This window comes from Streptomyces sp. NRRL S-340 (assembly GCF_000720185.1).
GTDB lineage: Bacteria > Actinomycetota > Actinomycetes > Streptomycetales > Streptomycetaceae > Streptomyces.
Genome location: NZ_JOIY01000017.1, coordinates 78,841 through 99,972 on the forward strand (window position 1 = coordinate 78,841; position 21,132 = coordinate 99,972).

18 protein-coding genes are annotated in these 21,132 nt (G+C 73.3%); 3 read left to right on the forward strand and 15 right to left on the reverse strand.

Annotated elements, in window-relative coordinates:
- Window positions 1-267: 267 nt before the first annotated feature.
- The 9 genes from IG64_RS15680 to IG64_RS15720 form a co-directional block, all read right to left on the reverse strand.
- Window positions 268-1,104 (reverse strand): HAD family hydrolase, encoded by an 837-nt coding sequence (locus IG64_RS15680; RefSeq protein WP_051812953.1) that lies wholly within the window; start codon window positions 1,102-1,104, stop codon window positions 268-270.
- Window positions 1,101-2,378: a serine--tRNA ligase gene (gene serS, locus IG64_RS15685; protein WP_037856329.1), complete on the reverse strand. Its 1,278-nt coding sequence runs from the start codon at window positions 2,376-2,378 to the stop codon at window positions 1,101-1,103. The genes IG64_RS15680 and serS overlap by 4 nt, the downstream gene beginning before the upstream one ends.
- 551 nt (window positions 2,379-2,929) lie before the next feature.
- On the reverse strand, window positions 2,930-3,862 hold the full coding sequence (pheA, locus tag IG64_RS15690; protein ID WP_037856331.1) for a prephenate dehydratase: 933 nt from the start codon (window positions 3,860-3,862) through the stop codon (window positions 2,930-2,932).
- A 95-nt stretch (window positions 3,863-3,957) separates the two neighbouring features.
- The gene (gene efeB, locus IG64_RS15695; RefSeq protein WP_037856332.1) at window positions 3,958-5,256 is read right to left on the reverse strand and encodes an iron uptake transporter deferrochelatase/peroxidase subunit; all 1,299 of its coding nucleotides are present in this window, start codon (window positions 5,254-5,256) and stop codon (window positions 3,958-3,960) included.
- Window positions 5,257-5,262: 6 nt separating this feature from the next.
- Window positions 5,263-7,215, reverse strand: coding sequence for a copper resistance CopC/CopD family protein (locus IG64_RS15700; RefSeq protein ID WP_037856333.1), 1,953 nt, complete (start codon window positions 7,213-7,215; stop codon window positions 5,263-5,265).
- A 13-nt stretch (window positions 7,216-7,228) separates the two neighbouring features.
- Window positions 7,229-7,708 carry a copper chaperone PCu(A)C gene (locus IG64_RS15705; RefSeq protein ID WP_037856334.1) on the reverse strand — a complete coding sequence of 160 codons (480 nt, stop codon included), beginning with the start codon at window positions 7,706-7,708 and terminating at the stop codon, window positions 7,229-7,231.
- Complete coding sequence (locus IG64_RS15710; protein ID WP_037856335.1) at window positions 7,705-8,355, reverse strand: SCO family protein; 651 nt, start codon at window positions 8,353-8,355, stop codon at window positions 7,705-7,707. The genes IG64_RS15705 and IG64_RS15710 overlap by 4 nt, the downstream gene beginning before the upstream one ends.
- Window positions 8,356-8,474: 119 nt before the next feature.
- Window positions 8,475-9,215: a YcnI family protein gene (locus IG64_RS15715; RefSeq protein WP_037856409.1), complete on the reverse strand. Its 741-nt coding sequence runs from the start codon at window positions 9,213-9,215 to the stop codon at window positions 8,475-8,477.
- Window positions 9,216-9,422: 207 nt separating this feature from the next.
- The gene (locus tag IG64_RS15720; RefSeq protein ID WP_037856336.1) at window positions 9,423-10,295 is read right to left on the reverse strand and encodes a hypothetical protein; all 873 of its coding nucleotides are present in this window, start codon (window positions 10,293-10,295) and stop codon (window positions 9,423-9,425) included.
- A gap of 224 nt (window positions 10,296-10,519) precedes the next feature.
- Between IG64_RS15720 and IG64_RS15725 the strand changes: the two genes are divergently transcribed.
- Window positions 10,520-10,963: an ATP-binding protein gene (locus tag IG64_RS15725; RefSeq protein WP_037856337.1), complete on the forward strand. Its 444-nt coding sequence runs from the start codon at window positions 10,520-10,522 to the stop codon at window positions 10,961-10,963.
- A 52-nt stretch (window positions 10,964-11,015) separates the two neighbouring features.
- Here the strand turns inward: IG64_RS15725 and IG64_RS15730 are convergent, their stop codons facing one another.
- The 3 genes from IG64_RS15730 to IG64_RS15740 all read right to left on the reverse strand — a co-directional run bounded on the left by IG64_RS15730 (window position 11,016) and on the right by IG64_RS15740 (window position 15,605).
- Window positions 11,016-12,416, reverse strand: coding sequence for a PLP-dependent aminotransferase family protein (locus IG64_RS15730; protein ID WP_234438523.1), 1,401 nt, complete (start codon window positions 12,414-12,416; stop codon window positions 11,016-11,018).
- A 67-nt stretch (window positions 12,417-12,483) separates the two neighbouring features.
- The gene (locus tag IG64_RS15735; protein WP_037856341.1) at window positions 12,484-13,944 is read right to left on the reverse strand and encodes an aminopeptidase P family protein; all 1,461 of its coding nucleotides are present in this window, start codon (window positions 13,942-13,944) and stop codon (window positions 12,484-12,486) included.
- A 113-nt stretch (window positions 13,945-14,057) separates the two neighbouring features.
- Window positions 14,058-15,605 carry a PP2C family protein-serine/threonine phosphatase gene (locus IG64_RS15740; protein WP_199811600.1) on the reverse strand — a complete coding sequence of 516 codons (1,548 nt, stop codon included), beginning with the start codon at window positions 15,603-15,605 and terminating at the stop codon, window positions 14,058-14,060.
- 501 nt (window positions 15,606-16,106) lie between these two features.
- Between IG64_RS15740 and IG64_RS15745 the strand changes: the two genes are divergently transcribed.
- Entirely contained in the window at window positions 16,107-16,772 is a 666-nt protein-coding gene (locus tag IG64_RS15745; protein ID WP_037856346.1) for a bifunctional DNA primase/polymerase, read from the forward strand.
- 272 nt (window positions 16,773-17,044) lie between these two features.
- Window positions 17,045-17,596: a hypothetical protein gene (locus tag IG64_RS15755; RefSeq protein ID WP_078884029.1), complete on the forward strand. Its 552-nt coding sequence runs from the start codon at window positions 17,045-17,047 to the stop codon at window positions 17,594-17,596.
- A 264-nt stretch (window positions 17,597-17,860) separates the two neighbouring features.
- On the opposite strand, the gene IG64_RS15760 is transcribed toward IG64_RS15755, so the two are convergent.
- From IG64_RS15760 to IG64_RS15770, 3 genes are all read right to left on the reverse strand, one after another.
- Entirely contained in the window at window positions 17,861-18,826 is a 966-nt protein-coding gene (locus tag IG64_RS15760) for a DUF5926 family protein (RefSeq protein WP_037856352.1), read from the reverse strand.
- A 580-nt stretch (window positions 18,827-19,406) separates the two neighbouring features.
- Window positions 19,407-19,958, reverse strand: a complete 552-nt coding sequence (locus IG64_RS15765) for an ATP-binding protein (RefSeq protein ID WP_037856354.1) — start codon at window positions 19,956-19,958, stop codon at window positions 19,407-19,409.
- A 286-nt stretch (window positions 19,959-20,244) separates the two neighbouring features.
- Window positions 20,245-21,072, reverse strand: a complete 828-nt coding sequence (locus IG64_RS15770) for a glycerophosphodiester phosphodiesterase (protein ID WP_037856357.1) — start codon at window positions 21,070-21,072, stop codon at window positions 20,245-20,247.
- Window positions 21,073-21,132: the final 60 nt, after the last annotated feature.

Genomic DNA, 21,132 nt, shown 5'->3' on the forward strand with positions numbered 1-21,132 from the left:
GACCGCACCGGCGGCACGGCCTGAGCAGGTCTGTACCGCCTGCATCGGCCGGTTCCGGTGCCACCGTTCGGTGCAGGCCGGAGCGGCCGACGTGGCCGGAGCGGTGGGGCGTGGCCCGGGCCGGGTCAATTCGGTGGCGTCCTGGTCGTCGCGCCGGCACCGCTCTTGTTCGCAGCTCTCAGCCGTGGTCGGGGTCAGCCCCGCGCACGTTCGATCCGTGCATCCTCCGCGGACACCCGCTCACGGCCCGGGCCGTGAGGCCGGGTCTCAGCCCAGCATCCGCTCCACCACGACCGCGATGCCGTCCTCGTCGTGGGACGCGGTGACCTCGTCCGCGACCGCCTTCAGGTCGGCATGGGCATTGGCCATGGCCACGCCGTGGGCGGCCCAGGCGAACATCGGGATGTCGTTGGGCATGTCGCCGAAGGCGAGCGTGTCGGCGGCCTTCAGACCAAGCCGCCGCGCGGCCAGGGACAGCCCCGTCGCCTTGGACAGGCCGAGCGGGAGGAGCTCCACTATGCCCTCGCCGGCCATGGTGACCGAGACGAAACCGCCCGCGATCCGCAGGGCCGCCTCGGCCAGTTCGTCGTCGGACAGGGCCGGGTGCTGGATGTAGATCTTGTTGAGCGGGGCGTTCCACAGGTCCGAGGCGTCCGTGAGCGGCGTGCCGGGCAGGGCGCCCGTCAGGGCGTAACCGGACCCCACCAGCACCTCGCCGTCCAGGCCGTCCCGGCTCGCCGCCAGGTACAGCGGCCCGATCTCGGCCTCGATCTTGGCCAGGGCCACTTTGGCCAGCTGCCGGTCCAGGGTCACCGAGGTCAGCAGGCGCCGCTCCCCGGCGTCGTAGACCTGGGCACCCTGACCGCAGACCGCGAGACCGCTGTAACCGAGGTCCTCGAGGATGTGCCGCGTCCAGGGGACCGCGCGGCCGGTGACGACGATGTGCGCGGCACCGGCCGCCGCGGCCGCCGCCAGTGCCTCACGGGTGCGCGGCGAGACCGAGTCGTCCGAGCGCAGCAGCGTCCCGTCCAGGTCGGTCGCGATCAGCCGGTAGGGCAGGCCGCCGGAGGTCTCGCCGACGCCCTGGGAGACGGTGGCGGTCACTTGGCCGACGGCTCCAGGACCTCCCGGCCGCCGAGGTAGGGACGCAGCACCTCCGGCACGCGCACGGAACCGTCGGCCTGCTGGTGGTTCTCCAGGATGGCGACGATGGTGCGCGGCACGGCGCACAGGGTGCCGTTGAGGGTGGCGAGCGGCTTCACCTGCTTGCCGTCGCGGACGCGGATCGACAGACGCCGCGACTGGAACTCGGTGCAGTCCGAGGTCGAGGTCAGCTCGCGGTACTTGCCCTGGGTCGGGATCCACGCCTCACAGTCGAACTTGCGTGCGGCGGAGGCGCCCAGGTCGGCCGAGGCGACGTCGATCACGCGGAACGGCAGCTCCAGCGACGTCAGCCACTGCTTCTCCCACTCCAGCAGCCGCTGGTGCTCGGCCTGCGAGTCCTCCGGGGCGACGTAGGAGAACATCTCGACCTTGTCGAACTGGTGCACGCGGAAGATGCCGCGGGTGTCCTTGCCGTGCGAACCGGCCTCGCGGCGGAAGCACGGCGAGAAGCCCGCGTAGCGCAGCGGCAGCCGCTCGGCGTCGATGATCTCGTCCATGTGGTAGGCCGCCAGCGGCACCTCGGACGTGCCGACCAGGTAGAGGTCGTCCTTGTCGAGGTGGTAGACGTCCTGGGCGGCCTGGCCGAGGAATCCGGTGCCCGCCATGGACTGCGGGCGCACCAGCGCCGGGGTGAGCATCGGGGTGAAGCCGGCCGCGGTGGCCTGGCTGATCGCCGCGTTCACCAGGGCCAGTTCCAGCAGGGCGCCGACACCGGTGAGGAAGTAGAAGCGCGAGCCGGAGACCTTCGCGCCGCGCTCCACGTCGATCGCGCCGAGAAGCTGGCCCAGCTCCAGGTGGTCCTTGGGGGCGAAGCCCTCGGCGGCGAAGTCGCGGATCGTGCCGTGCGTCTCCAGCGTGACGAAGTCCTCCTCGCCGCCGACGGGCACGTCGGGGTGGACGAGGTTGCCGAGACGGAGCAGCAGTTCCTGGGTCTCCGCGTCGGCGGCGTCGCGTTCCGCGTCGGCCGCCTTGACGTCGGCGGCGAGCTGGCTCGCCTTCTTCAGCAGCTCGGCCTTCTCGTCCCCGGAGGCCTTGGGGATGAGCTTGCCCAGCGCCTTCTGCTCGGCGCGCAGCTCGTCGAAGCGGACGCCGGACGACCTGCGCCGCTCGTCGGCAGACAGGAGGGAGTCGACGAGCGCGACGTCCTCTCCACGGGCACGCTGCGAAGCGCGCGCACGGTCAGGGTCCTCACGGAGCAGACGAAGGTCAATCACGTGCTCAAGGCTACCGGTGCGGCGTTCGGGCTCACGACCCAGTATTCCGGTCCGCACCACTGCATGGCCGTACCCACCGTCATGGAGGAATTGCGTGTTGTGTCAATCGGGGTGTCCCGGCTCCCTGGAAGGGTGCGGGCGGCGGCGGCCCTGTTGACTGGATTTCCTTGTGCGCAGGGGGACTTGAGGGGTGAGTTGTCCACAGGAATCCCCACCCCGCGGTGAGTTATCCACAGGCTGTGCGCAACTTCTGTGGACTTCGGAATTGATCACTCCGGAAGTGTCGGCCGCCGGAAGAATTCCCGGCTCGAACCGGGCCGACACCCACTTTCGGGTGGAAAGGGGTCGCCCCAAAAGATGAACCAAAGGAAACGAGTGGACGAAGGGTGACCTGCGGGCTGATGGGTCGGGTTGGGGGATGTAGGGCGATTTGTCGATCGAGTCGCCCTTCGGTGTCGACTTGTCCCCAGGTCGAGAAGGGCACCTGTGGATAACTTCTGTGGACAATGAAGATCTGCAGGTAGGACCGGTCACACACGGTCGGAGAGTGACTAGAAACGACCGTCCTGGCAGCGCGCCACCCAGTCCGCCGCAGCCGCGAACTCCTCGTCCGAGGTCCCGGCGAGCGGCGGCCGCAGGGCCTGCGCGCCGACGTCCGCGCGCGGGTACGAACCGAGGAAGCGCACCTGCAGACAGATCCGCTTCAGGCCCATCAGGGCCTCGGCCATCCGGCGGTCGGTGATGTGCCCCTCGGCGTCGACGCAGAAGCAGTAGTTGCCGATGCCCGCGCCCGTCGGCCGGGACTGGAGCAGCATGAGGTTGATCCCCCGGCCGGCGAACTCGCCCAGCAGGTCGCGCAGCCCGCCGGGGTGGTCGTCGCGCTGCCACAGCACCACGGACGTCTTGTCCGCGCCGCTCGGGGCGGCGGGCCGTGCGGGCCGGCCGACGAGGACGAACCGGGTCTGCGCGTTCTCCGCGTCGTGGATGCCGCTCTCCAGGACCTCCAGTCCGTACCGGGCCGCCGCGAACTCACCGGCGAAGGCCGCGTCGTAGCGGCCCTCCTGGACCAGTCGGGCCCCGTCGGCGTTCGAGGCGGCCGATTCCCACCGGACGTGCGGCAGATGCGTCTTCAGCCAGTTGCGCACCTGGGGCTGGGCGGCCGGATGGGCGGTCACCGTCTTGACGGCGGCGAGCGGGGTGCCGGGCCTGGCCAGCAGCGCGAAGGTGATCGGCAGGAGCACCTCGCGGTAGATCACCAGAGGCCGGCCCGCGACCAGTTCGTCGAGCGTGGTGGTGATGCCGCCCTCGACGGAGTTCTCGATCGGTACGAAAGCGGCCTCGGCCTCGCCGTCGCGGACCGCGTCCAGCGCGGACTGTACGGACACGTAGGGGACCAGTTCCCTGGTGGCCGCCTCGGGGAGGGTGCGCAGCGCCACTTCGGTGAAGGTGCCCTCGGGGCCGAGATAGGCGTAGCTCGCTGACATGTCCTCAACCCTAGGCCCTCCGGTCCGGGGCGGGCCGGGCGCGCGGGCCCGGGTCCGGGTGCGGCGTCACCCGGGTGCGGCGCCGCACCCGGGACTCATCCCTCCAGCAGTCGCTGCCCGACGTACTCGCCCTTGCCCGCGCCGCCCGGCACGGCGAACAGGCCGCTCGCCTCGTGCCGGATGAACTGCGACAGCGCGTCGCCGCGGTCCAGCTTGCGCTGCACCGGCACGAAGCCCCGCAGCGGGTCCGCCTGCCAGCAGATGAACAGCAGGCCCGCGTCCGGTGTGCCGTCCGCGGCGAAGCCGTCGTGGTAGGAGAAGGGGCGGCGGAGCATGGCCGCGCCCCCGTTCTGGTCGGGGCGCGTGATGCGGGCGTGGGCGTTCACCGGGACGACGTAGGAACCGTCCTTGCCGGTCTTCTCCAGGTCCATGGCGGTCGTCTCGGTCCCTCCGCTGAGCGGTGCGCCGTCGGACTTGCGGCGTCCGATGACGTTCTCCTGCTGGGTGAGGGGCAGTTTCTCCCAGTCGTCCAGGAGCATGCGGATACGGCGTACGACGGCGTAGGAGCCGTTCGCCATCCAGGCCGGCCGGCTGTCGGCGGGGACGAAGACGCGCTGGTCGAAGTCGGCGTCGTGCGGTTTCGGGTTGTTGGTGCCGTCGACCTGGCCCATCAGGTTGCGGGCCGTCATCGGGTGCTCGGTGGCGCCCGGGGAACGGTTGAAGCCGTTCATCTGCCAGCGCACGCGGGCCGCGGCGCCCGCGTCCTTCTGGACGGCGCGCAGGGCGTGGAAGGCGACCAGGGCGTCGTCGGCGCCGATCTGCACCCACAGGTCGCCGTTGCTGCGGGCCTTGTCGAGCCGGTCGGAGGAGAAGTCGGGCAGGGGGTCGAGGGCTGCCGGTCGCTGCTTCTGCAGGCCGGTGCGGTCGAAGAACGTCCGGCCGAAGCCGAAGGTGACCGTGAGGGAGGAGGGGCCCGCGTCCCGGGCGACGTCCGTGTCGCCGTGTGCCGCGGGCTCGCCCGCCATCAGCCGTTCGGCGGTGTCCGACCACCGGCGCAGCAGTGCGGCGGCTTCCTTGCGGCCCGCGCCGGGTGCCAGGTCGAAGGCGATGAGGTGGCCGCGGGCCTGGAGGGGGTCGGTGATGCCGGGCTGATGTTTCACGTGAAACGCCGCCCGGCCCGCGCCCAGGGCGGTCAGGGGGGTGGCACCGGCGGGTGCGGAGGTGTAGCCGACGGCCGCGCCGGCCGCGCCGAGGACGAGGCCGGTGGCACCGGCCGTGCCGAGCAGCCGCCGGCGTGAGACACCGGTTCCGCCGGACGCTCCGGCCTGCCCGGCCTCGGGCCGGGCAGGCGAGGAGGCCGGTGCGGCGGCCTTCGGGGTGGACTGGTCGGTCATGGTGGGTCAGCCGATCTGCATGTTCTTGGAGACGGTCACCTGGTCGATGTCGGAGGTCCGTACGGTCACGGCGACCTTCCAGGAGCCGGCCATGGGGATCTGTACTCCGTCGGCCGCCCAGTGGCCGGTGGTGATGTGGTCGGGGGTGACGGTCAGCGGCCCGATCTTCCGGGCGGTCAGGGTGAAGGCGGTCTTGATCTCGGGGACGTCGAACGCCTTCCCGTCCGGCCGCTGCACGTAGACGTGCATCTCGTTGCCGCCCACGCGCGCCGGGTCGATGTCGAGCCGGACCACGCCCTTGCCGTCCTGGCCGCCGGTGTCGAACGGCATGTCGAGGGTGGCGGCCCCCGCCGAGGACGAGGCGGAGGAGGAGGCCGAGGACGACGCGGCGGCCTTGGCCTCCTCCTCCGTGCGGCCGGGTTCGGTCTGGGTCAGCACCGTGGTGACGGCGAGCAGGATGACGGCGACCGTGGCCTCCGCCATGACGGAACGGCGCAGCCCGAACCGGTTCGGGTCGGCGGCACGCTCCCGTTTCTGCCGTGCCGCGTCCACGGCGGCCCGCTGCCGGGCCAGCTGGGCGGCGCGCCGGGAGTCGCCGTCGGCCGGGCCCGGTGACTGGGCGGTGCCCTTCCGTGCGCCGACGGGTTCCTTCCGCGCCGGGTCCTGGGTCCGCTGCGGGCCGCGTTGCTTCCCAGGGCCGGCGGTGGCGGCCGCGGCCTGGCCGGTGACCGTGCCGGCCAGGCGGGCCGTCCAACGCCGGGAGGTCCAGGCGACGCCGACCATGAGGACGACGAGGCCGGCCTTGACGAGCAGCAACTGTCCGTAGCGGGTGCCGGTCAGCGCATGCCACGAGCCGACCTGGCGCCAGGACTGGTAGACGCCGGTGGCGACGAGGGCCGTCACGGAGCCGGAGGCGACCCGGGAGAAGCGGCGTACGGCCGGGGCGTCGACGGGGGTGTCCGCCGGTGCGCGGTAGAGCGCGACCAGGAGTGCGGCGAGTCCGCCGAGCCAGGCGGCCACGGCGAGCAGGTGGACGACGTCGGCCGGCATCGCGATGCCGGGCTGGAGGCCGACCGAGGCGTGTTCGGCCAGGGCCCAGCTCGCCGCCAGTCCGGCGGCGACGACGACGCCGCCGATCGCGAGCCCGAACGTCAGGTCCCGTTTCTCCTCGTCCTCGCGTTTCTCGTAGGCCCCGAAGAGGACCGCGACGAAGAGTGCCGCCGCCGCGAGCAGCAGCAGCCGTGAGACGAGGGCGGCGCCCGTCTTGGTCTGGAGCACCTCGCCGAGCAGGTTCAGGTCGAAGACGTCGCCGGGTTTCCCGGAGGTGGTGTAGGAGCCGCGCAGGAGCAGCAGTGCCAGGGTCGCCGCGGTCAGCGCGACCCAGCCGGACACGACGAGCCGCTGCACGGCCCGCACCCCGGCCCCGCGCTGCCAGCAGGCGAGGACGAAGGCGGCACCGCCGGCCAGGACGATGAATCCGGCGTAGGAGACGTAGCGCCCGATGCCGTACAGCCAGCCGACGGGTCCGCCGCCGACGTCCTGGCCGCCGGCCACGACGGAGGTCTTGGAGGGTGCTCCGATGGAGAAGGTGTAGGCGCCGGCGACCGGGTGGCTGTCGGCGGAGATCACCTGGTAGGTGACGGTGTACGTGCCCTTGGCCAGTCCGCCGCGCAGTCCCAGGGTGTACGTGGTGCCGGTGGTGTTGGACGGTCTGCCGGTGTCGACCCGGCTGCCGGCCGGGTCGAGGACGCGCAGGGAGTCGTCGTTCATGGCGACCTTCTCGGAGAAGGTCAGGGAGACCCGGGCGGGTGCCTCGGCGACCACCGCCCCCTGCCCGGGGTCGCTGCCGGTCAGCGCGGCGTGCGCGGAGGCCGGTGCGGCGCCGGCCAGGAGCGCGCCGGTGACGGCCAGGAACAGCAGCACCAGGTTCCGGACGCGGGGGGCGATGGTCTGCGTCAAGGTGGTCCCTCCCTCAGTGTCCGGTCTCGGGGCTGTACGTGGCCGCCTTCACCGGCATCTCGACCCGCAGGTCGCCGGAGTGGGCGAAGTGCAGTTCGACGGTGACCGTCTGGCCCTGGCGGGGCTTGTGCTTGAGCATGTCGAACATCAGGTGGTTGCCGCCGCTCTTGAAGACGAGCCGCCCGTGGGCGGGGACGGCGAGCGCGCCGGCCTCCTGCATGGTCCCGCCGACCGTCCGGTGCGCGGTGACGGAGCCGGCGGCGTCGCTGGTGACGGAGGTCAGCTCGTCCTTGGCGTCGCCCTTGTTGACGATCGTCAGGAAGCCGGCCGCCATCGAGTCGGAGACCGGCTGGGGCATGTAGGCGGCGCTGACGGACAGTTCGGCCTTGCCGCCGGACTCCGCGCCGGAGGCCGAGCCGCCGCAGCCGGTCAGCAGCACCGTGCCGGCCAGGGCCGCCGCCGTCAGCGCGGTCACCGCGGTCCGGCGCCTCACGGGTTCTGTCCCTCGACGAGCTTGGGCAGGTCCTTGGTGTAGTCGGCGACGCCGGCGTCCTCGTCGTAGACCACGTAACCGCTGTCGTTCTTCGGCGAGAAGGCGACCACCTGGGCGCCGTGCACGGAGACGAGCTTGCCGTTCTTGTCCTTCCTGGTCGGCTCGATGGTGATGCCGACGCTGCGCGCACCGGCCTGGATGGTGGCGAAGTCGCCGGTCAGGCCGACGAACTGGGGATCGATGCCGTTGAGCCACTTGCCGAGTTCGGCGGGGGTGTCACGGCCGGGGTCGGTGGTGACGAACACCACCCGCAGCTTGTCCTGCTCCGCCTTGGGCAGGGCCTTCTTGGCGACCGCGAGGTTGTTCATCGTCAGCGGGCACACGTCGGGGCAGTGGGTGTAGCCGAAGTAGAGGAGGGTGGGCCGGCCGGCGGTCTCCTTGCGGAGGTCGTACTTCTTGCCGTGCGTGTCGGTGAGCACCAGGTCGGGCTTCTCGAACGGCTGGTCGAGGACCGTCGAGGGCTTCTTCGACGTCTCCTCGGCGACGACGGTGGCGGGGGCGGCACTGTCGTCGCCGTTGCCGCAGGCGGACAGGGTCATCGTCGCGGCGGCGAGCAGGGCGGCCGCGGCGAACGTCTTCTTGCGCATAGAAAAATGTCCCAGATGTGAGTACTCCGGCGCGCACCGGGGCCGTGGGCCTGTGCGGTGGTACGGGGGCCGTACGGCGGACGGCGTGCGGCCCCGGTGCGCGGCGCGGGCGTGCAGGGTCAGGCGGCGGTCCGGCGGCGGCCGGCGAACACGCCGTAGGCGACGCCGGCCGCGCCGACGACGATGCCGACGATGCCGAGGACGCGGGCGGTGGTGTCGCTGCCGCTGCCGTTCGCGGCGGCGGTGGTGGTACCTGCGGCGGGCTCGGATCCGGCCGAGGCGTTCCGGGCCGCGCCGCCGTGGGCGTCGTCCGCGGCGGTCAGCTGGAGCGTGGGCGCCGGGTTGTCGGGCTCGGCCTGGCCCTTCTGCGGCACCTCGATCCAGCGGACGACCTCCTTGTCGGAGTACGTCTGCAGGGCCTTGAAGACGAGCTGGTCGGCGTCCTGGGGCAGGGCGCCGAGGGAGAGGGGGAACTTCTGGAAGTAGCCCGGCTGGACGCCCTTGCCGTCGGCGGTCCAGGTGACCTTGGAGACGGCCTCGGAGATCTTCTCGCCGTGCATCTCCAGCGGCTTGGCCAGCTTGGACTTGGTGACCTCGATCTTCCAGCCGTCGATCGGCTCCGGCATCACGGAGGCCAGCGGGTGGTCGGCCGGGAAGCTGACCTCCAGCTTGGTGGTGGAGGCGTTGTCGCGCTCGTTGGGCACCTTGAAGTCGACGACGGCGTAGCCGCCCTTGGCCGCGGCGCCTTCCGGCTGCACGGTGACGTGCGCGAACGCGGGGACGGACACGGCGAGGACGGCCGTGCCCGCGAGGGCGCCGACGGTGGCGAGACGAGAGGTCTTGCGGCTGATGGCCTTCATCACGAAGAGCACTCCACTTCGAGTGGGTCCGGTGTGTTCCGGTGGTGTTCCGGTGGTCGGGAGAGGCGCGCGCGCCGGATGTCCGCCGATGTGTCCGACGGTGCGGACCACCCGGGAGAAGGGCACGCGCGTGTGCCGCACGACGGCGGCCACTCCCTCCGGCGGGACCCGGTCGGCCGGGTCCGGTGGAGCGCTGGTCGCGTCGCGTCAGGCAGCGAGGGCGAAGGGGGCGGCGGGCGGGCCGCGGCGGATCACCGTGTGCTGGAGCGCGGTGGTGGAAGGAGGGGGCAGGACGGAGTCGGCGGTGCGCGGGAAGCGCGGTCCCGTGCCCGGTGCCGTCGGCAGCCCGGCACACAGGGCGCACGCCAGGGCGAGCGCCCCGCGCAGGGACCGTACGAGCGCGCCCTCGGCGACGCCGTGCGCCTCCAGCGCCATGAGGCGGAGCAGGGCGAGGTCGCCGTGGCGCAGCAGCCAGCCCGCGGCCAGCGCGGCGAGCACGTGCCCGAGCAGCATGGGCAGGGACGGCAGCAGCGCCAGCAGCGAGGCGACGGGGCCCGCGGTCGGCAGGGCGCCGGCCGGGTGGGCCGTGGTGGCCGGGTCCGGGGCCGTCGCGGGGTAGAGATGGGCGTCGACGAGGATCCGGTAGGCGCGGGCCGGGGTGATCCCGGCGGTGGTGGTGCCGCACATGTACCGTGCGGCCCGCTCGACCAGCGCGGCGTCGGACAGCACGTGTCCCGCGTGGGCCGCGGAACCGGACGGTCCCGGCATGCCCGTCGCCGTCATCGGCCCCATGGCCGTCGCGCCGTGCTGGCCGAGGGCGAAGAGGGCGTGCAGCACGGTCTGGCCGAGTGCGAGCAGCGCCGCGATCCCGGGCAGCGAGCGTGCGCGCCCGGCCAGCGGAACGACGACCACGAGTGCCCCGAGGAAGCCCGCGCCCAGCGTCCACAGCGGGACCGCCGCACACGAGCCCAGCGTGTGACCGGCCGCGGCCAGCACGACGCAGACCGCGGCGAACACCGCGGCCCGCAGCAGCCGGAGACCGCGCCCGGCCGGTGCCGTGCGCGAGTGGGGGGCAGTCATGGCGCGCTCATCATCCCACTGGGCGCCGGGGCGCCGTACGGCAGGTCCACAAGATGCGGTACCTCCGGGTGGGTCACGTTCTGCGGCGGATGGTCCCACGCATACACCGGTTCCGTCCGCACCACATCCGCCGGACGGGCGTTTCCGCGTCAACTCGGTGCTTACGGCCGGGCACGCGGGGCAATACGTAACGGTATGTCGAGCCGCGGCCGGGAGGCTGGAGCATGAGCATCTGGTGGTCACTGCACCTGCGGCGTGACGCCGCGAGCGTGCCGCTCGCCCGCCGGCTCCTGCTCGGCACCATGGAGACGGCGGGCGTCGACCCCGACATCTCCTACGACCTGTCCGTGGCGTTGAGCGAGGCCTGCGCGAACGCCGTCGAGCACGGCGGCGACGCCGCCTGCGGCGCGTACCGCGTGACGGCCTACCTCGACGGGGAGAAGTGCCGCATCGAGGTGGCCGACACGGGCCCCGGTTTCCCGGCCGGCGGTCACCGGGTGCCGCTGCGCGCCCCGCACGCGGAGGCCGAGCACGGCCGCGGCCTGTGCCTCATCCGGGAACTCGCCGACCACGTCCACATCGGCAACAAGCCGGGATTCGGCGGGGCGGTGGTGAGCTTCGACAAGATCCTGAAGTGGCGCGAGGACGCACCCCTGGTGGCGGTCTAGGACGGACCGGGCCCAGGACGGTCCCGGTCCTCGCGGGCCGGCGCCCAGCGCCTCAGACCTCGTCCAGGATCTCCGCCAGGACGTCCAGCGCCTCGGGGTAGATCCGCTCCCTCGGCGTCCCGTAGCCGACGACGAGGCCCTGCGGCCGTCCCGCGCCGGGGGTGTGCCAGTGGTCGGCCAGGCGGCCGAGGGCCAGTGACTGCGCCTCCGCCCGGGCCAGCACCGCCTCCTCGTCCTCGACGTCGACCAGGGCGTGCAGCCCGGCGGCGATCCCGCGCACCCGGCGGCGCGGGCCCAGCCGGTCCAGGAGCTGGTCCCGGCGGCGCCGGTAACGCAGCCGGCACGCGCGCACGTGCCGGTCGTAGGCGTGGCTGTCGATCAGTTCGGCGAGCGCCAGCTGCCCGATGGTCTCGGTGTGGTGGTCGCTGTGCAGCTTGGCGTCGGCCACCGCGTCCACCAGGTGCGGCGGAAGGACCATCCAGCCCAGCCGCAGCGCCGGGCCGAGGGTCTTGGAGGCGGTGCCGAGGTAGGCGACGTGACCGGGCGCCATGCCCTGGAGCGCGCCGACGGGCTGGCGGTCGTAGCGGAACTCACCGTCGTAGTCGTCCTCGACGATCAGGGCACCACGCGCGCGTGCCCAGTCGGTCAGCGCCCGCCGCCGCTCGGGGTGCAGGGTCACCCCGGTCGGGTACTGGTGCGCGGGGGTGACGACGACGGCGCCGTGCTCGCCCAGGTCCTGCGCCCGCACCCCCCGCTCGTCCACGCGTACCGGCACCACGGTGCCGCCGTTGTGCCGGACCACGTCCCGGTGGAAGGGCAGTCCCGGGTCCTCCATGGCGACCGAGGCGCCGTCCAGCACGCGTGTCAGCAGGGCCAGCCCCTGCACGTACCCGGCGGTGATCACGATCCGCTCCGGCGGCGCGATCACCCCGCGGGCCCGCCCCAGGTAGCCCGCCAGCGCGGTGCGCAGCTCGATCCGGCCGCGCGGGTCGCCGTAGTCGTACGCCAGGGAGGGCGCCGTCGCTATGGCGCGGCGCAGCGCCCGCAGCCAGGCCGCCGCCGGGAAGGCGCCCACGTCGGGGCTGCCGGGCCGCAGGTCGAAACGGGGTGCACGCGCGCGTGCCGCCGCTCCGGGCTCCTGCCGGTCCACGGCGGGCAGGGCGGCGACGCGGGTGCCGGAGCCCTGGCGCGCCGTCAGGTACCCCTCGGCGACCAACTGGTCGTAGGCCGCCTTCGCGGTGCCCCGGGAGACGCCCAGCTCGGCTGCCAGCCGCCGGGTCGCCGGCAGCCGCGAGCCGGGCGTGAGCCGCCCGTCCCGCACGGCGTCCCTGAGCGCCTTCTCCAGGCCCGCCCGGCGGCCCGCCGCCGCGTCCGGTTCCAGATGCAGGTCCACCCCGACCGCGGACCAGAAGCCGTCCGCGTCCCCGAAGTCCCCGATGTCCCCGATGTCCACGAAAACCCTCCCCCTGGGCATGTGTACGGCCGGGCACCGCTCGGGTGCCCGGCCGCTGTCCCCGGTGTCAGCCCTTCAGGGCCGCCATCCACGTCTCGACCTCGTCCGAGCGGCGCGGCAGGGCGGCGGACAGGTTCCGGTTGCCGTCCTCGGTGACGAGGATGTCGTCCTCGATGCGGACGCCGATGCCGCGGTACTCCTCGGGGACCGTCAGGTCGTCCGCCTGGAAGTACAGGCCGGGCTCGACGGTGAGGACCATGCCCGGCTCCAGCGTGCCGTCCACGTACGTCTCCGTGCGCGCGGCGGCGCAGTCGTGGACGTCCATGCCGAGCATGTGCCCGGTGCCGTGCAGGGTCCAGCGGCGCTGCAGGCCCAGCTCGAGGACCCGCTCGACGGGGCCCTCCACCAGCCCCCACGCGACGAGCTTCTCGGCGAGCACGCGCTGGGCGGCGTCGTGGAAGTCGCGGTACTTGGCGCCCGGCTTCACCGCCGCGATGCCCGCCTCCTGGGCCTCGTACACGGCGTCGTAGATCTTCTTCTGGATCTCGCTGTACGTGCCGCTGACCGGCAGGGTGCGGGTGACGTCGGCGGTGTACAGGGTGTGGGTCTCCACGCCCGCGTCCAGCAGGAGCAGGTCGCCGGAGCGGACCGGGCCGTCGTTGCGCACCCAGTGCAGCGTGCAGGCGTGCGGGCCGGCGGCGGCGATGGTGCCGTAGCCGACGTCGTTGCCCTCCACGCGCGCGCGGAGGAAGAACGTGCCCTCGATGTAGCGCTCGCTGGTCGCCTCGGCCTTGTCGAGGACCTTCACCACGTCCTCGAAGCCGCGCACCGTGGAGTCCACGGCCTTCTGCAGCTCGCCGACCTCGAAGTCGTCCTTGACCAGGCGGGCCTCGGAGAGGAAGACGCGCAGTTCCTCGTCGCGCTCGGCGGTGACCTTGTCGGTCAGGGCCGCCTCGACGCCGGCGTCGTGGCCGCGCACGACACGGACCGGACCGGTGGCCTCACGCAGCTTCCCGGCCAGCTCGCGCACGTCGGCGGCCGGGATGCCGTACAGCGCCTCGGACTCGGTCAGGGAGTGGCGGCGGCCGACCCACAGCTCGCCCTGCCCGTCGAGCCAGAACTCGCCGTTCTCCCGGTCGGAGCGGGGCAGGAGGTAGAGGGTCGCCCGGTGGCCGTCCGCGGTGGGCTCCAGCACCAGGACGCCGTCCTCGGTCTGGTTGCCGGTGAGGTAGGCGTACTCGACCGAGGAGCGGAAGGCGTACTCGGTGTCGTTGGAGCGGGTCTTCAGGTTGCCCGCCGGGATCACCAGGCGCTCACCGGGGAAGCGAGCGGACAGCGCGGCGCGGCGGCGGGCGGTGTGCTCCGCCTGCCCGACCGGCTCCAGGCCGCGCAGCTCGGTGTCGGCCCAGCCGGACTTCATGTTCTCGGCGAGCTCGTCGGACACGCCCGGGTACAGGCCGTTCTTGCGCTGCTCGATCGGCTCCTGGCTCTCGGTCTCCGGGGTCTCCGGGGTGAGCTCGTCCGCCACGGTCTTCCTCCTCGATACGGCACTGGACCACCCCCATCGTACGGTCGTACGGAAGGGGCCCGGGGGGGTGAGCGCCTGTTACGGGAGCGCCGTCACCTGCGGTGTCCGCGGGCCTACTCGAAACGTGCCGCCAGCAGCACCACGTCCTCCGTGCCGCCGGTCACGTCCAGGCCGTCGGGCAGGACGGTGCGCAGCACGTGGTCGACGACGGCGTCCGGGTCGTGGCGCACCGCGCGCGGGACGCCGGCCGCGGCGGCGTGCAGCCGCGCGAAGGCCCGGTCGACGGGGTCGCCGGTGCGGTGCAGCAGCCCGTCGGTGTAGAGCAGCACCGTTTCGCCTGCGCTGACCTGGAACTCCACGCTGGGCGCCTCCCAGCAGGCGAGCATGCCCAGCGGCGCGGACACGGTCGTCTCGACGTACTCGGTGCGCCGGTCGCCGACCAGCAGCGGCGGGCAGTGTCCGGCGCCGGCGACGGTGATCCGGCGCAGCTCGGGCTCGCAGTAGGCGAACAGGGCGGTCGCACAGCGGGCGGGCTCGGTCAGCCGCAGGAGCAGTTCCAGGTCGGACAGGACGGCGACCGGGTCCTCGCCCTCCATCACCGCGTACGCCCGCAGGGAGGCGCGCAGCCGGCCCGTCGCGGCGACCGCGCCGGGGCCGGTGCCCGTGACGGAGCCGACCGCGAGACCGAGGGCGGCGTCGGGCAGGGGCAGCGCGTCGTACCAGTCGCCGCCGCCGTGCGGGCCGGTGCGGCGGCGGGCGGCGAGGCGGACGCCGGGGGTGCGCGGCAGCCGGGACGGCAGCAGTTCCTCGGTCATCGCCGCCATGCACGCGCGCGTGCGTTCGCACTCGATCAGGCGTGCGAGGTGTTCGGTGGCGAAGCGGACGTAGAGGCCGGCGAGGTGGCGCTGCCGGTCGGTCGGTTCGGCAGGCTCGTCGTAGAGCCACAGGGCGGCCCCGAGCCGGCCGGCGGCCTCGGTGGTCAGCGGCAGCGCGTACCCGGCGGCGTAGCCGAGGCGGGCGGCCACCTCGCGGTGGCGGGGGTCGAGGCTGTCCTCCGCGAACAGGTCGGGGCGCACGATCTCGCCGTCGCCGCCGGGCAGTCCGGCCGCGGTGTCGAGGAGGGCGCCGTAGGGCATGGCGTGGCGCGGGACGGTCTCGATGTGGCCGAGGTCGGCGCGGGCCAGGCCCAGACCGACGGTGGTGTCCGGGCCCAGCCGGTCGTCCGGTTCGAGGACGAGGAGGCCGCGCCGGGCGCCCACCAGGGCCGCTCCGGCGTGCAGCAGTTCCTCCAGGGCGGCGTCGAGCCGGCCGGTGCGGGCCAGCCGCTCGGTCAGCTCGTGCAGGGTCGTGAGGTCCGAGACCCAGCCCGCGAGCCGGTCCTGGAGGACGGCGCCCGCCGGGTGGGCGGTGTGCGCGGAGTGCGCGCTGTGCGCGGCGGCGTCCGGGGAGGCGTCCGGGGCTGCGGAGGCGGGCGCGACAGTGTGGGCGGGTGCGGGAACCGTTGAATCGATTCCGGCCACTTTCTGAGGGTGAGGGGCGTTCATGGTGTCCGGCTTTCCGACCGGTGCGTACTGCTCAAAAGCATCGCAAACCCCCATGTCATTCTGCGCCGCCGGCAGTGTCTCCACATGTACACGCACTCGTAAGGGGATGTCCAGCATTGTCCTGCTGGGATTCCTGGTGTCAGAGGGCCTGCCGTGGTTGTGCTCCTGAACTCTTGCGCATCAACGAAGTTGGCTTGAAACTGCCTCGGGTAACGGCCTATTGCGGTCGACTGGTTTCGTTCCACAGAGCGTCACAGCGGTCGTGATGGGTACGTACTCGGAGAAGACCAGGGGTGGTTGGGAACCGCCCGGAACCTGGTGACGGACCCGGGCGTCCTATCCACCGACGGCCGTGCCCCATCCTCGCGTGACGGCGGCGGAGAGCAGAACGAGCGACGGCAAAACGCCATGCTCCGCCACCCCGCGCCACGCCCATGCTCTTGAGAGACGCGTATGGGCAGGCTGTCGCGGAAGCAGCCGGTGCCCGGCCCGAAGGGGTTCCCCGTGCCGAAGGCAGGGGTGTGATGCGCCAACAGGTACGCCCAGTGAAGTGATCGACACATGGTGTGATGTGGCCCACGGTGTTGCCAGCGGTGCAACGGAAAGGAACGAGCGCTCATGCGCGAGATCCCCGGAAGGCGACGCAGGCTCCTGTCCAGGCGCGGCGACGGGAGGACCGAGCCGATCGACGCGGCCCTGACCTTCGCCGCCCGGTGGCAGTGGCCCGTGCTCCCCGGAGTGGCACGGGACCCCGGGCGGCCCGCCCGCTGCGGCTGTCCCGACCCCGAATGCACGGTGCCCGGCGCGCACCCCTTCGACCCGGGCCTCCTCGCGGCCACCACCGACGCCCGGATGGTGCGCTGGTGGTGGACCAACCGGCCCACCGCGCCGATCGTCCTGGCCACCGGCGGCAAGGCGCCCTGCGCGGTGAGCCTGCCCGCCCTCGCCGCGGCCCGCGCCCTGCGCGCGCTCGACCACGCCGGGGTGCGGCTCGGCCCGGTCGTCGCCTCGCCCGCGCGCTGGTCGATCCTCGTCAGGCCGTACTCCATGGAGCAGCTCGGCGAACTCCTGTACGCCAAGGACTTCGTGCCCGGCTCGCTCCGCTTCCACGGCGAGGGCGGCTACCTCGCCCTGCCGCCCTCCGAGACGGGGGCCGGGCCGATCCGCTGGGAGCGTGCTCCGCTGCCCGGTTCCGCCTCGCCCTGGGTGCCCGACGTCGAGGCCGTCGTGGACGCCGTGGTGGACGCCCTCACTCGTAAGGGTGTGAGCGCGCCCGAGTTGTAAGGGTGTCGGGCGCGCCGGGGTCAAACGCCCGTTCTGGTCGTTATCGTCCCTTTATGCTGCGCGATCTCCAGGGACACGGAAGCGGACACCCGAGCGGACGCCGAGGCGGCCACGAAGAAGGACACCGGGGCGGACGGCCGGACGGGCACCGGGACGGAGATCCGCGCGGAGGCCAAGACGGCCGCAAGACCGGCCGCGCGCACCGGCACGACGGGTCCGGAGACGGACCGGGGAGCGGGCCCGGGCCGTCGCGCGGTGCCGATCCCCGGCGGATGCGTCTGCTCGCCCTCATGGGGGTCGTGGCGTGCGCCGTCGCGCTGCCGCTGGCCGTGGCCTCCGCGGGACAGGTGGGCGACCGGACCGGCGCCGTCGGCGCGCCGTCCACCGCGCCCGCCCGGCCGCGGGGCGACGAGAAGATGCCGTCCGCCGCGCCCGCCCGTACACCCTTCCTGCTCGGCCTCGGGCTGGCGACCGCCGCCCGCTGCGGCCCGGAGGTCTCCTCGCCCGACGGGGTCGAGGCCCAGACGTGCGTGCTCACCCAGGGCGCCGACACCTGGGCGCGCACCTACTACCGCAACGCCACGGGCCGGCCCCTGGACGCGGCCCTGACCCTCATGGGGCCGGGCGACCGCACCGTACGCACGCAGTGCGCCCTGGACGGCGACGACGAGCCGGACACCTGCGAGACACCTCGCGAACGCACCCGCGGCGCGTCGGCCGCCTACACGGCCGTCACCGAGTTCGCCGGGCGTGCGGAGCGGACCGGGAGCGGACCGCTGCTGCTGCGCTCGGGAAGCAACTCGCCTTCTGGAACTGGGAGTTGACCGGCGGCTGCGCTCGGTGAGCGGCGGCGCACATGGAAAGACCCGGTTGCTGGCGACGGGGGATGCACCAGCAACCGGGCTATTGGAACGGTAACAAGAGATCGGCGGTTCGCAAATTCGATCCCGGGTTTCCAGTCACCTCGTGGGTCGTCTTTCCGGTCACACCGACTCGCCCGCGCGGCCCGGGAGTTGGAACTGGAGCTGCCTGTTCCGCGCGGGGCGTCCGGCTGGCCGGTCGGTCAGCACGGGCCGTCGGCCGGCGGCTCAGCTGAGGGTGACCTGGCGGTTGGTCAGGCCGCCGCGGGCCCGCCGCTCGTCACCCGTCAGCGGCGTGTCGTCGGCCAGGGCGCCGGCCAGCCGCTCGGCGAACTCGGCGGCCGGCTTCTCCGCGTCCTGGGCGCCGAAGCCGCTGGGCAGGTCCCAGACGGGCACCGTGAGGCCGTGGGCGCGGAAGGAGCCGACCAGGCGGGTGCCCTCGCCGAGGCTGGAGGCGCCCGCCGCGTGCAGCCGCGCGAGAGCGTCGAGAAGCTGCTCCTCGGGGTGCGGCATGACCCACCGCAGGTGGTTCTTGTCCGGGGTCTGGCACCAGTAGGCCGCCTCCACGCCCTGCAGGCGCACGGTCGGGATGGCCGCGGCGTTGGCCCGCTCCAGGGAGGCCGTGACCTCCGCCGTCGCGTTCTGCGCGTCCGGGACCCAGAACTCGAAGCCCTCGTGCACCACCGGCTCGAAGGGGGCCGACAGGTCGAGCAGGTCCTGCAGCCGGGGGCCGTCCGCCGGGGCGCGGCGGCCCTGGACCGGGTTGCCGGGCTCGGCCTCCAGCGCGCGGAGCAGGGTGTCGGCGAGGTCGCGGCTGATGTCGCCGGACGCCGTGTCGTTCTGCAGGCCGATGAGCACCGAGCCGTCGTCGCGGCGCAGCGCGGGCCAGGCCATCGGCAGCACGGTGGCGAGCCGCACCGAGGGAACGCCCTCGGGCAGGCCCTCCTTGAGCGTCAGCTCGGCCGTGGCCGCGGGGACCAGCTCGCGCAGCGCGACCCAGTCGCACTCACCGGGCAGGCCCTCGAACGGCCGCTGCACCAACTCGGTCACCGCGTGCGCGGCGGCCCGGCCGTGGCAGGCCTTGTAGCGCCGGCCGCTGCCGCACGGGCACGGCTCGCGGGCGCCGACCACCGGGATCTCTCCGTCCGTGAGCTGCGGGCGCTTGGCCTTCGTCTGGGGTCGCTTCTTGGCCATCTGGGTGTCTCCCGGTTACGGCTCGTCTTGTACGGGCGCGAGCCTAGTCGTTCACACCCTCGACGGCGGGAAGCTGTGGACGAGAGGGGCGTTGTGGACAACTCGCGGCCGGGCGCTCGCCGGCGTGTACGAGCGGCGCACGCGGAACGGGGCGCGCGGACGGGTCGTACGGAGGGTGGTGGGAGCGGGCGTGCGGACGGGTTGTACGGAGGGTGGTGGGAGCGGGTGTGCGAACGGGTTGTACGGAGGGTGGTGGGAGCGGGTGTGCGAACGGGCTGCACCGGGGCCAGGACCGAGCGGTGCCGGCGAGCGGGGCGAGCCGCGGCAGGAGCGGGTCCTGGCGGTGCGGGTGAACGGCCGTACGAGGGCGCGCGTACGGGCGGCGCGGACGAACGGACTGTGACGAGGGGGCGGGTACGAGGGGTGCGTGCACCGGACGCGTACGAACGCTGAGCATGCGGGAGGACGTACCGGTGCGCGGGCAGGGACAGGCAGGTGTCGCGTTGCCCGTGTACGGCCGCCCCGCGCGCGGGAGGACGGGTGAGGGGCGGGCCCCTCCCGCCCCCGGTTCACCTGTGCTTCAGCCCAGATCGTCGAAGGCGTCCACGAAGTCCAGTTCGGGCAGCGCCGCCACCGCCGGTGCGGCGACGCGCGTGGCGAAGTCGTCGCGGCGGTGGCCGGCGTCCGGGTCGTGGACGTCGGAGTGGACGACCACCCACACGGTGACCTCGCCGCGGACGTCGTCCCGCACTCCCCAGTCGTCGCAGAGCGCCGTGATGATGTTCAGCCCACGGCCGCCGTGCGCGGTGACCGACGGGGTGGCGGGGGCGGGGCGGGTCGGGCCGCCGCCGTCCGTCACCTCGACCAGCAGCCGGCCCCTCGCGTCGACGCGCCAGGCGGCGCGGACGTCACCGTCGCCGGCCAGGGCGCCGTCCAGCGGACGGCCGTGTTTGCAGGCATTGCTCAACAGTTCGGAAAGGATCAGAACGGCATCGTCGATGACCGATTCCGCCACGCCACCCCTGCGCAACTGTGCGCGCATCCGGTGCCTTGCTTCTCCCACGCCCGCAGGGCCATGGGGTACGGCCATGCTCGACGACGTGGGCACCTCCTGTGCCACCACCAACGCCACCCCCGAGACCTCCTTCGCCCCACGCCACGGTGTGGATGCCCCATTGGCCTGAACCGGAAACCGGCCATTCGCCGCCCGGCGACGCATTCGCAATGATCGAACACGCACCGAACGCGCCGGAGCACTCCCTGTGACTGCGTGGCTGGATCTCGCCTGTGTGGCGGGACCTGTCCGGGGTCGGCCGGCAGCCGGCCGAAGACTCGCCAGGCGGCCCGGTCCGCGGTCCGGCCGAAGACTCGGCGGCCGGCCCGGCCGCGGCCCGGTCTGCAGGGCCGGCCTGCGGGTCTCAGCGGCCGAGCTGGTGCAGGACCGCGCCCGGGCGGTTGGTGATGATGGCGTCCACGCCCAGCTCGACGCAGAGGGCGACGTCCTCCGGCTCGTTCACCGTCCAGACGTGCACCTGGTGACCGGCGCTTTTCAGCCGCTGGACGTACGCCGGATGACTGCGCACGATGCGGATCGAGGGGCCCGCGATCCGGACGCCCGCCGGCAGCCGCCCGTCGCGCAGCCGGGGGGAGACGAACTGCATCAGGTAGACCGTCGGCAGCGTCGGGGAGGCCGCCCGCACCCGGTGCAGGGAGCGCGCCGAGAAGCTCATCACGCGCACCGCCGACTCGGCCGGGGAGGCGGGGGCGTCCAGGCCGAACCGCTTCAGCAGGGTCAGCAGCCGCTCCTCGACCTGCCCGGCCCACCGGGTGGGGTGCTTCGTCTCGACGGCCAGTTCCACCCGCCGGCCCGCGTCGGCGACGAGTTCCAGCAGCCGCTCCAGAGTGAGGACGGCGGTGTCCTCGGGGTCCTCGGGCCGCACGACCCAGTCGGGTTCCTCGTCGCGGCCCCGCCAGGTGGCCCGGGAGCGCCAGGAGCCGAAGTCCAGCGCGGCGAGGTCGGCGAGTTCCAGGGCGGACACCGCGCCGCGGCCGTTGGACGTACGGTTGACGCGGCGGTCGTGCACGCACACGAGGTGGCCGTCCGCGGTCAGGCGTACGTCGCACTCGAGGGCGTCCGCGCCGTCCTCGATCGCCGTCCGGTAGGCGGCCAGGGTGTGTTCCGGCGCGGCCTCGGAGGCTCCGCGGTGTGCGACGACCTGGATGTGATGCTGCCGTGCGTGGGTCACCGCGTCATGGTGCCACCGCCGCGGGCCCGCGTGGTGGCGGACGGCTGTCGATAATGTGTC

Coding starts and splice junctions, on each gene's coding strand:
- pheA (WP_037856331.1), bottom strand. CDS start 3,862: ATGTCAGCGAGCTACGCCTATCTCGGCCCCGAGGGCACCTTCACCGAA.
- efeB (WP_037856332.1), bottom strand. CDS start 5,256: ATGACCGACCAGTCCACCCCGAAGGCCGCCGCACCGGCCTCCTCGCCT.
- IG64_RS15710 (WP_037856335.1), bottom strand. CDS start 8,355: ATGCGCAAGAAGACGTTCGCCGCGGCCGCCCTGCTCGCCGCCGCGACG.
- IG64_RS15715 (WP_037856409.1), bottom strand. CDS start 9,215: ATGAAGGCCATCAGCCGCAAGACCTCTCGTCTCGCCACCGTCGGCGCC.
- IG64_RS15720 (WP_037856336.1), bottom strand. CDS start 10,295: ATGACTGCCCCCCACTCGCGCACGGCACCGGCCGGGCGCGGTCTCCGG.
- IG64_RS15725 (WP_037856337.1), top strand. CDS start 10,520: ATGAGCATCTGGTGGTCACTGCACCTGCGGCGTGACGCCGCGAGCGTG.
- IG64_RS15740 (WP_199811600.1), bottom strand. CDS start 15,605: ATGCTGGACATCCCCTTACGAGTGCGTGTACATGTGGAGACACTGCCG.
- IG64_RS15745 (WP_037856346.1), top strand. CDS start 16,107: ATGCGCGAGATCCCCGGAAGGCGACGCAGGCTCCTGTCCAGGCGCGGC.
- IG64_RS15755 (WP_078884029.1), top strand. CDS start 17,045: ATGCGTCTGCTCGCCCTCATGGGGGTCGTGGCGTGCGCCGTCGCGCTG.
- IG64_RS15760 (WP_037856352.1), bottom strand. CDS start 18,826: ATGGCCAAGAAGCGACCCCAGACGAAGGCCAAGCGCCCGCAGCTCACG.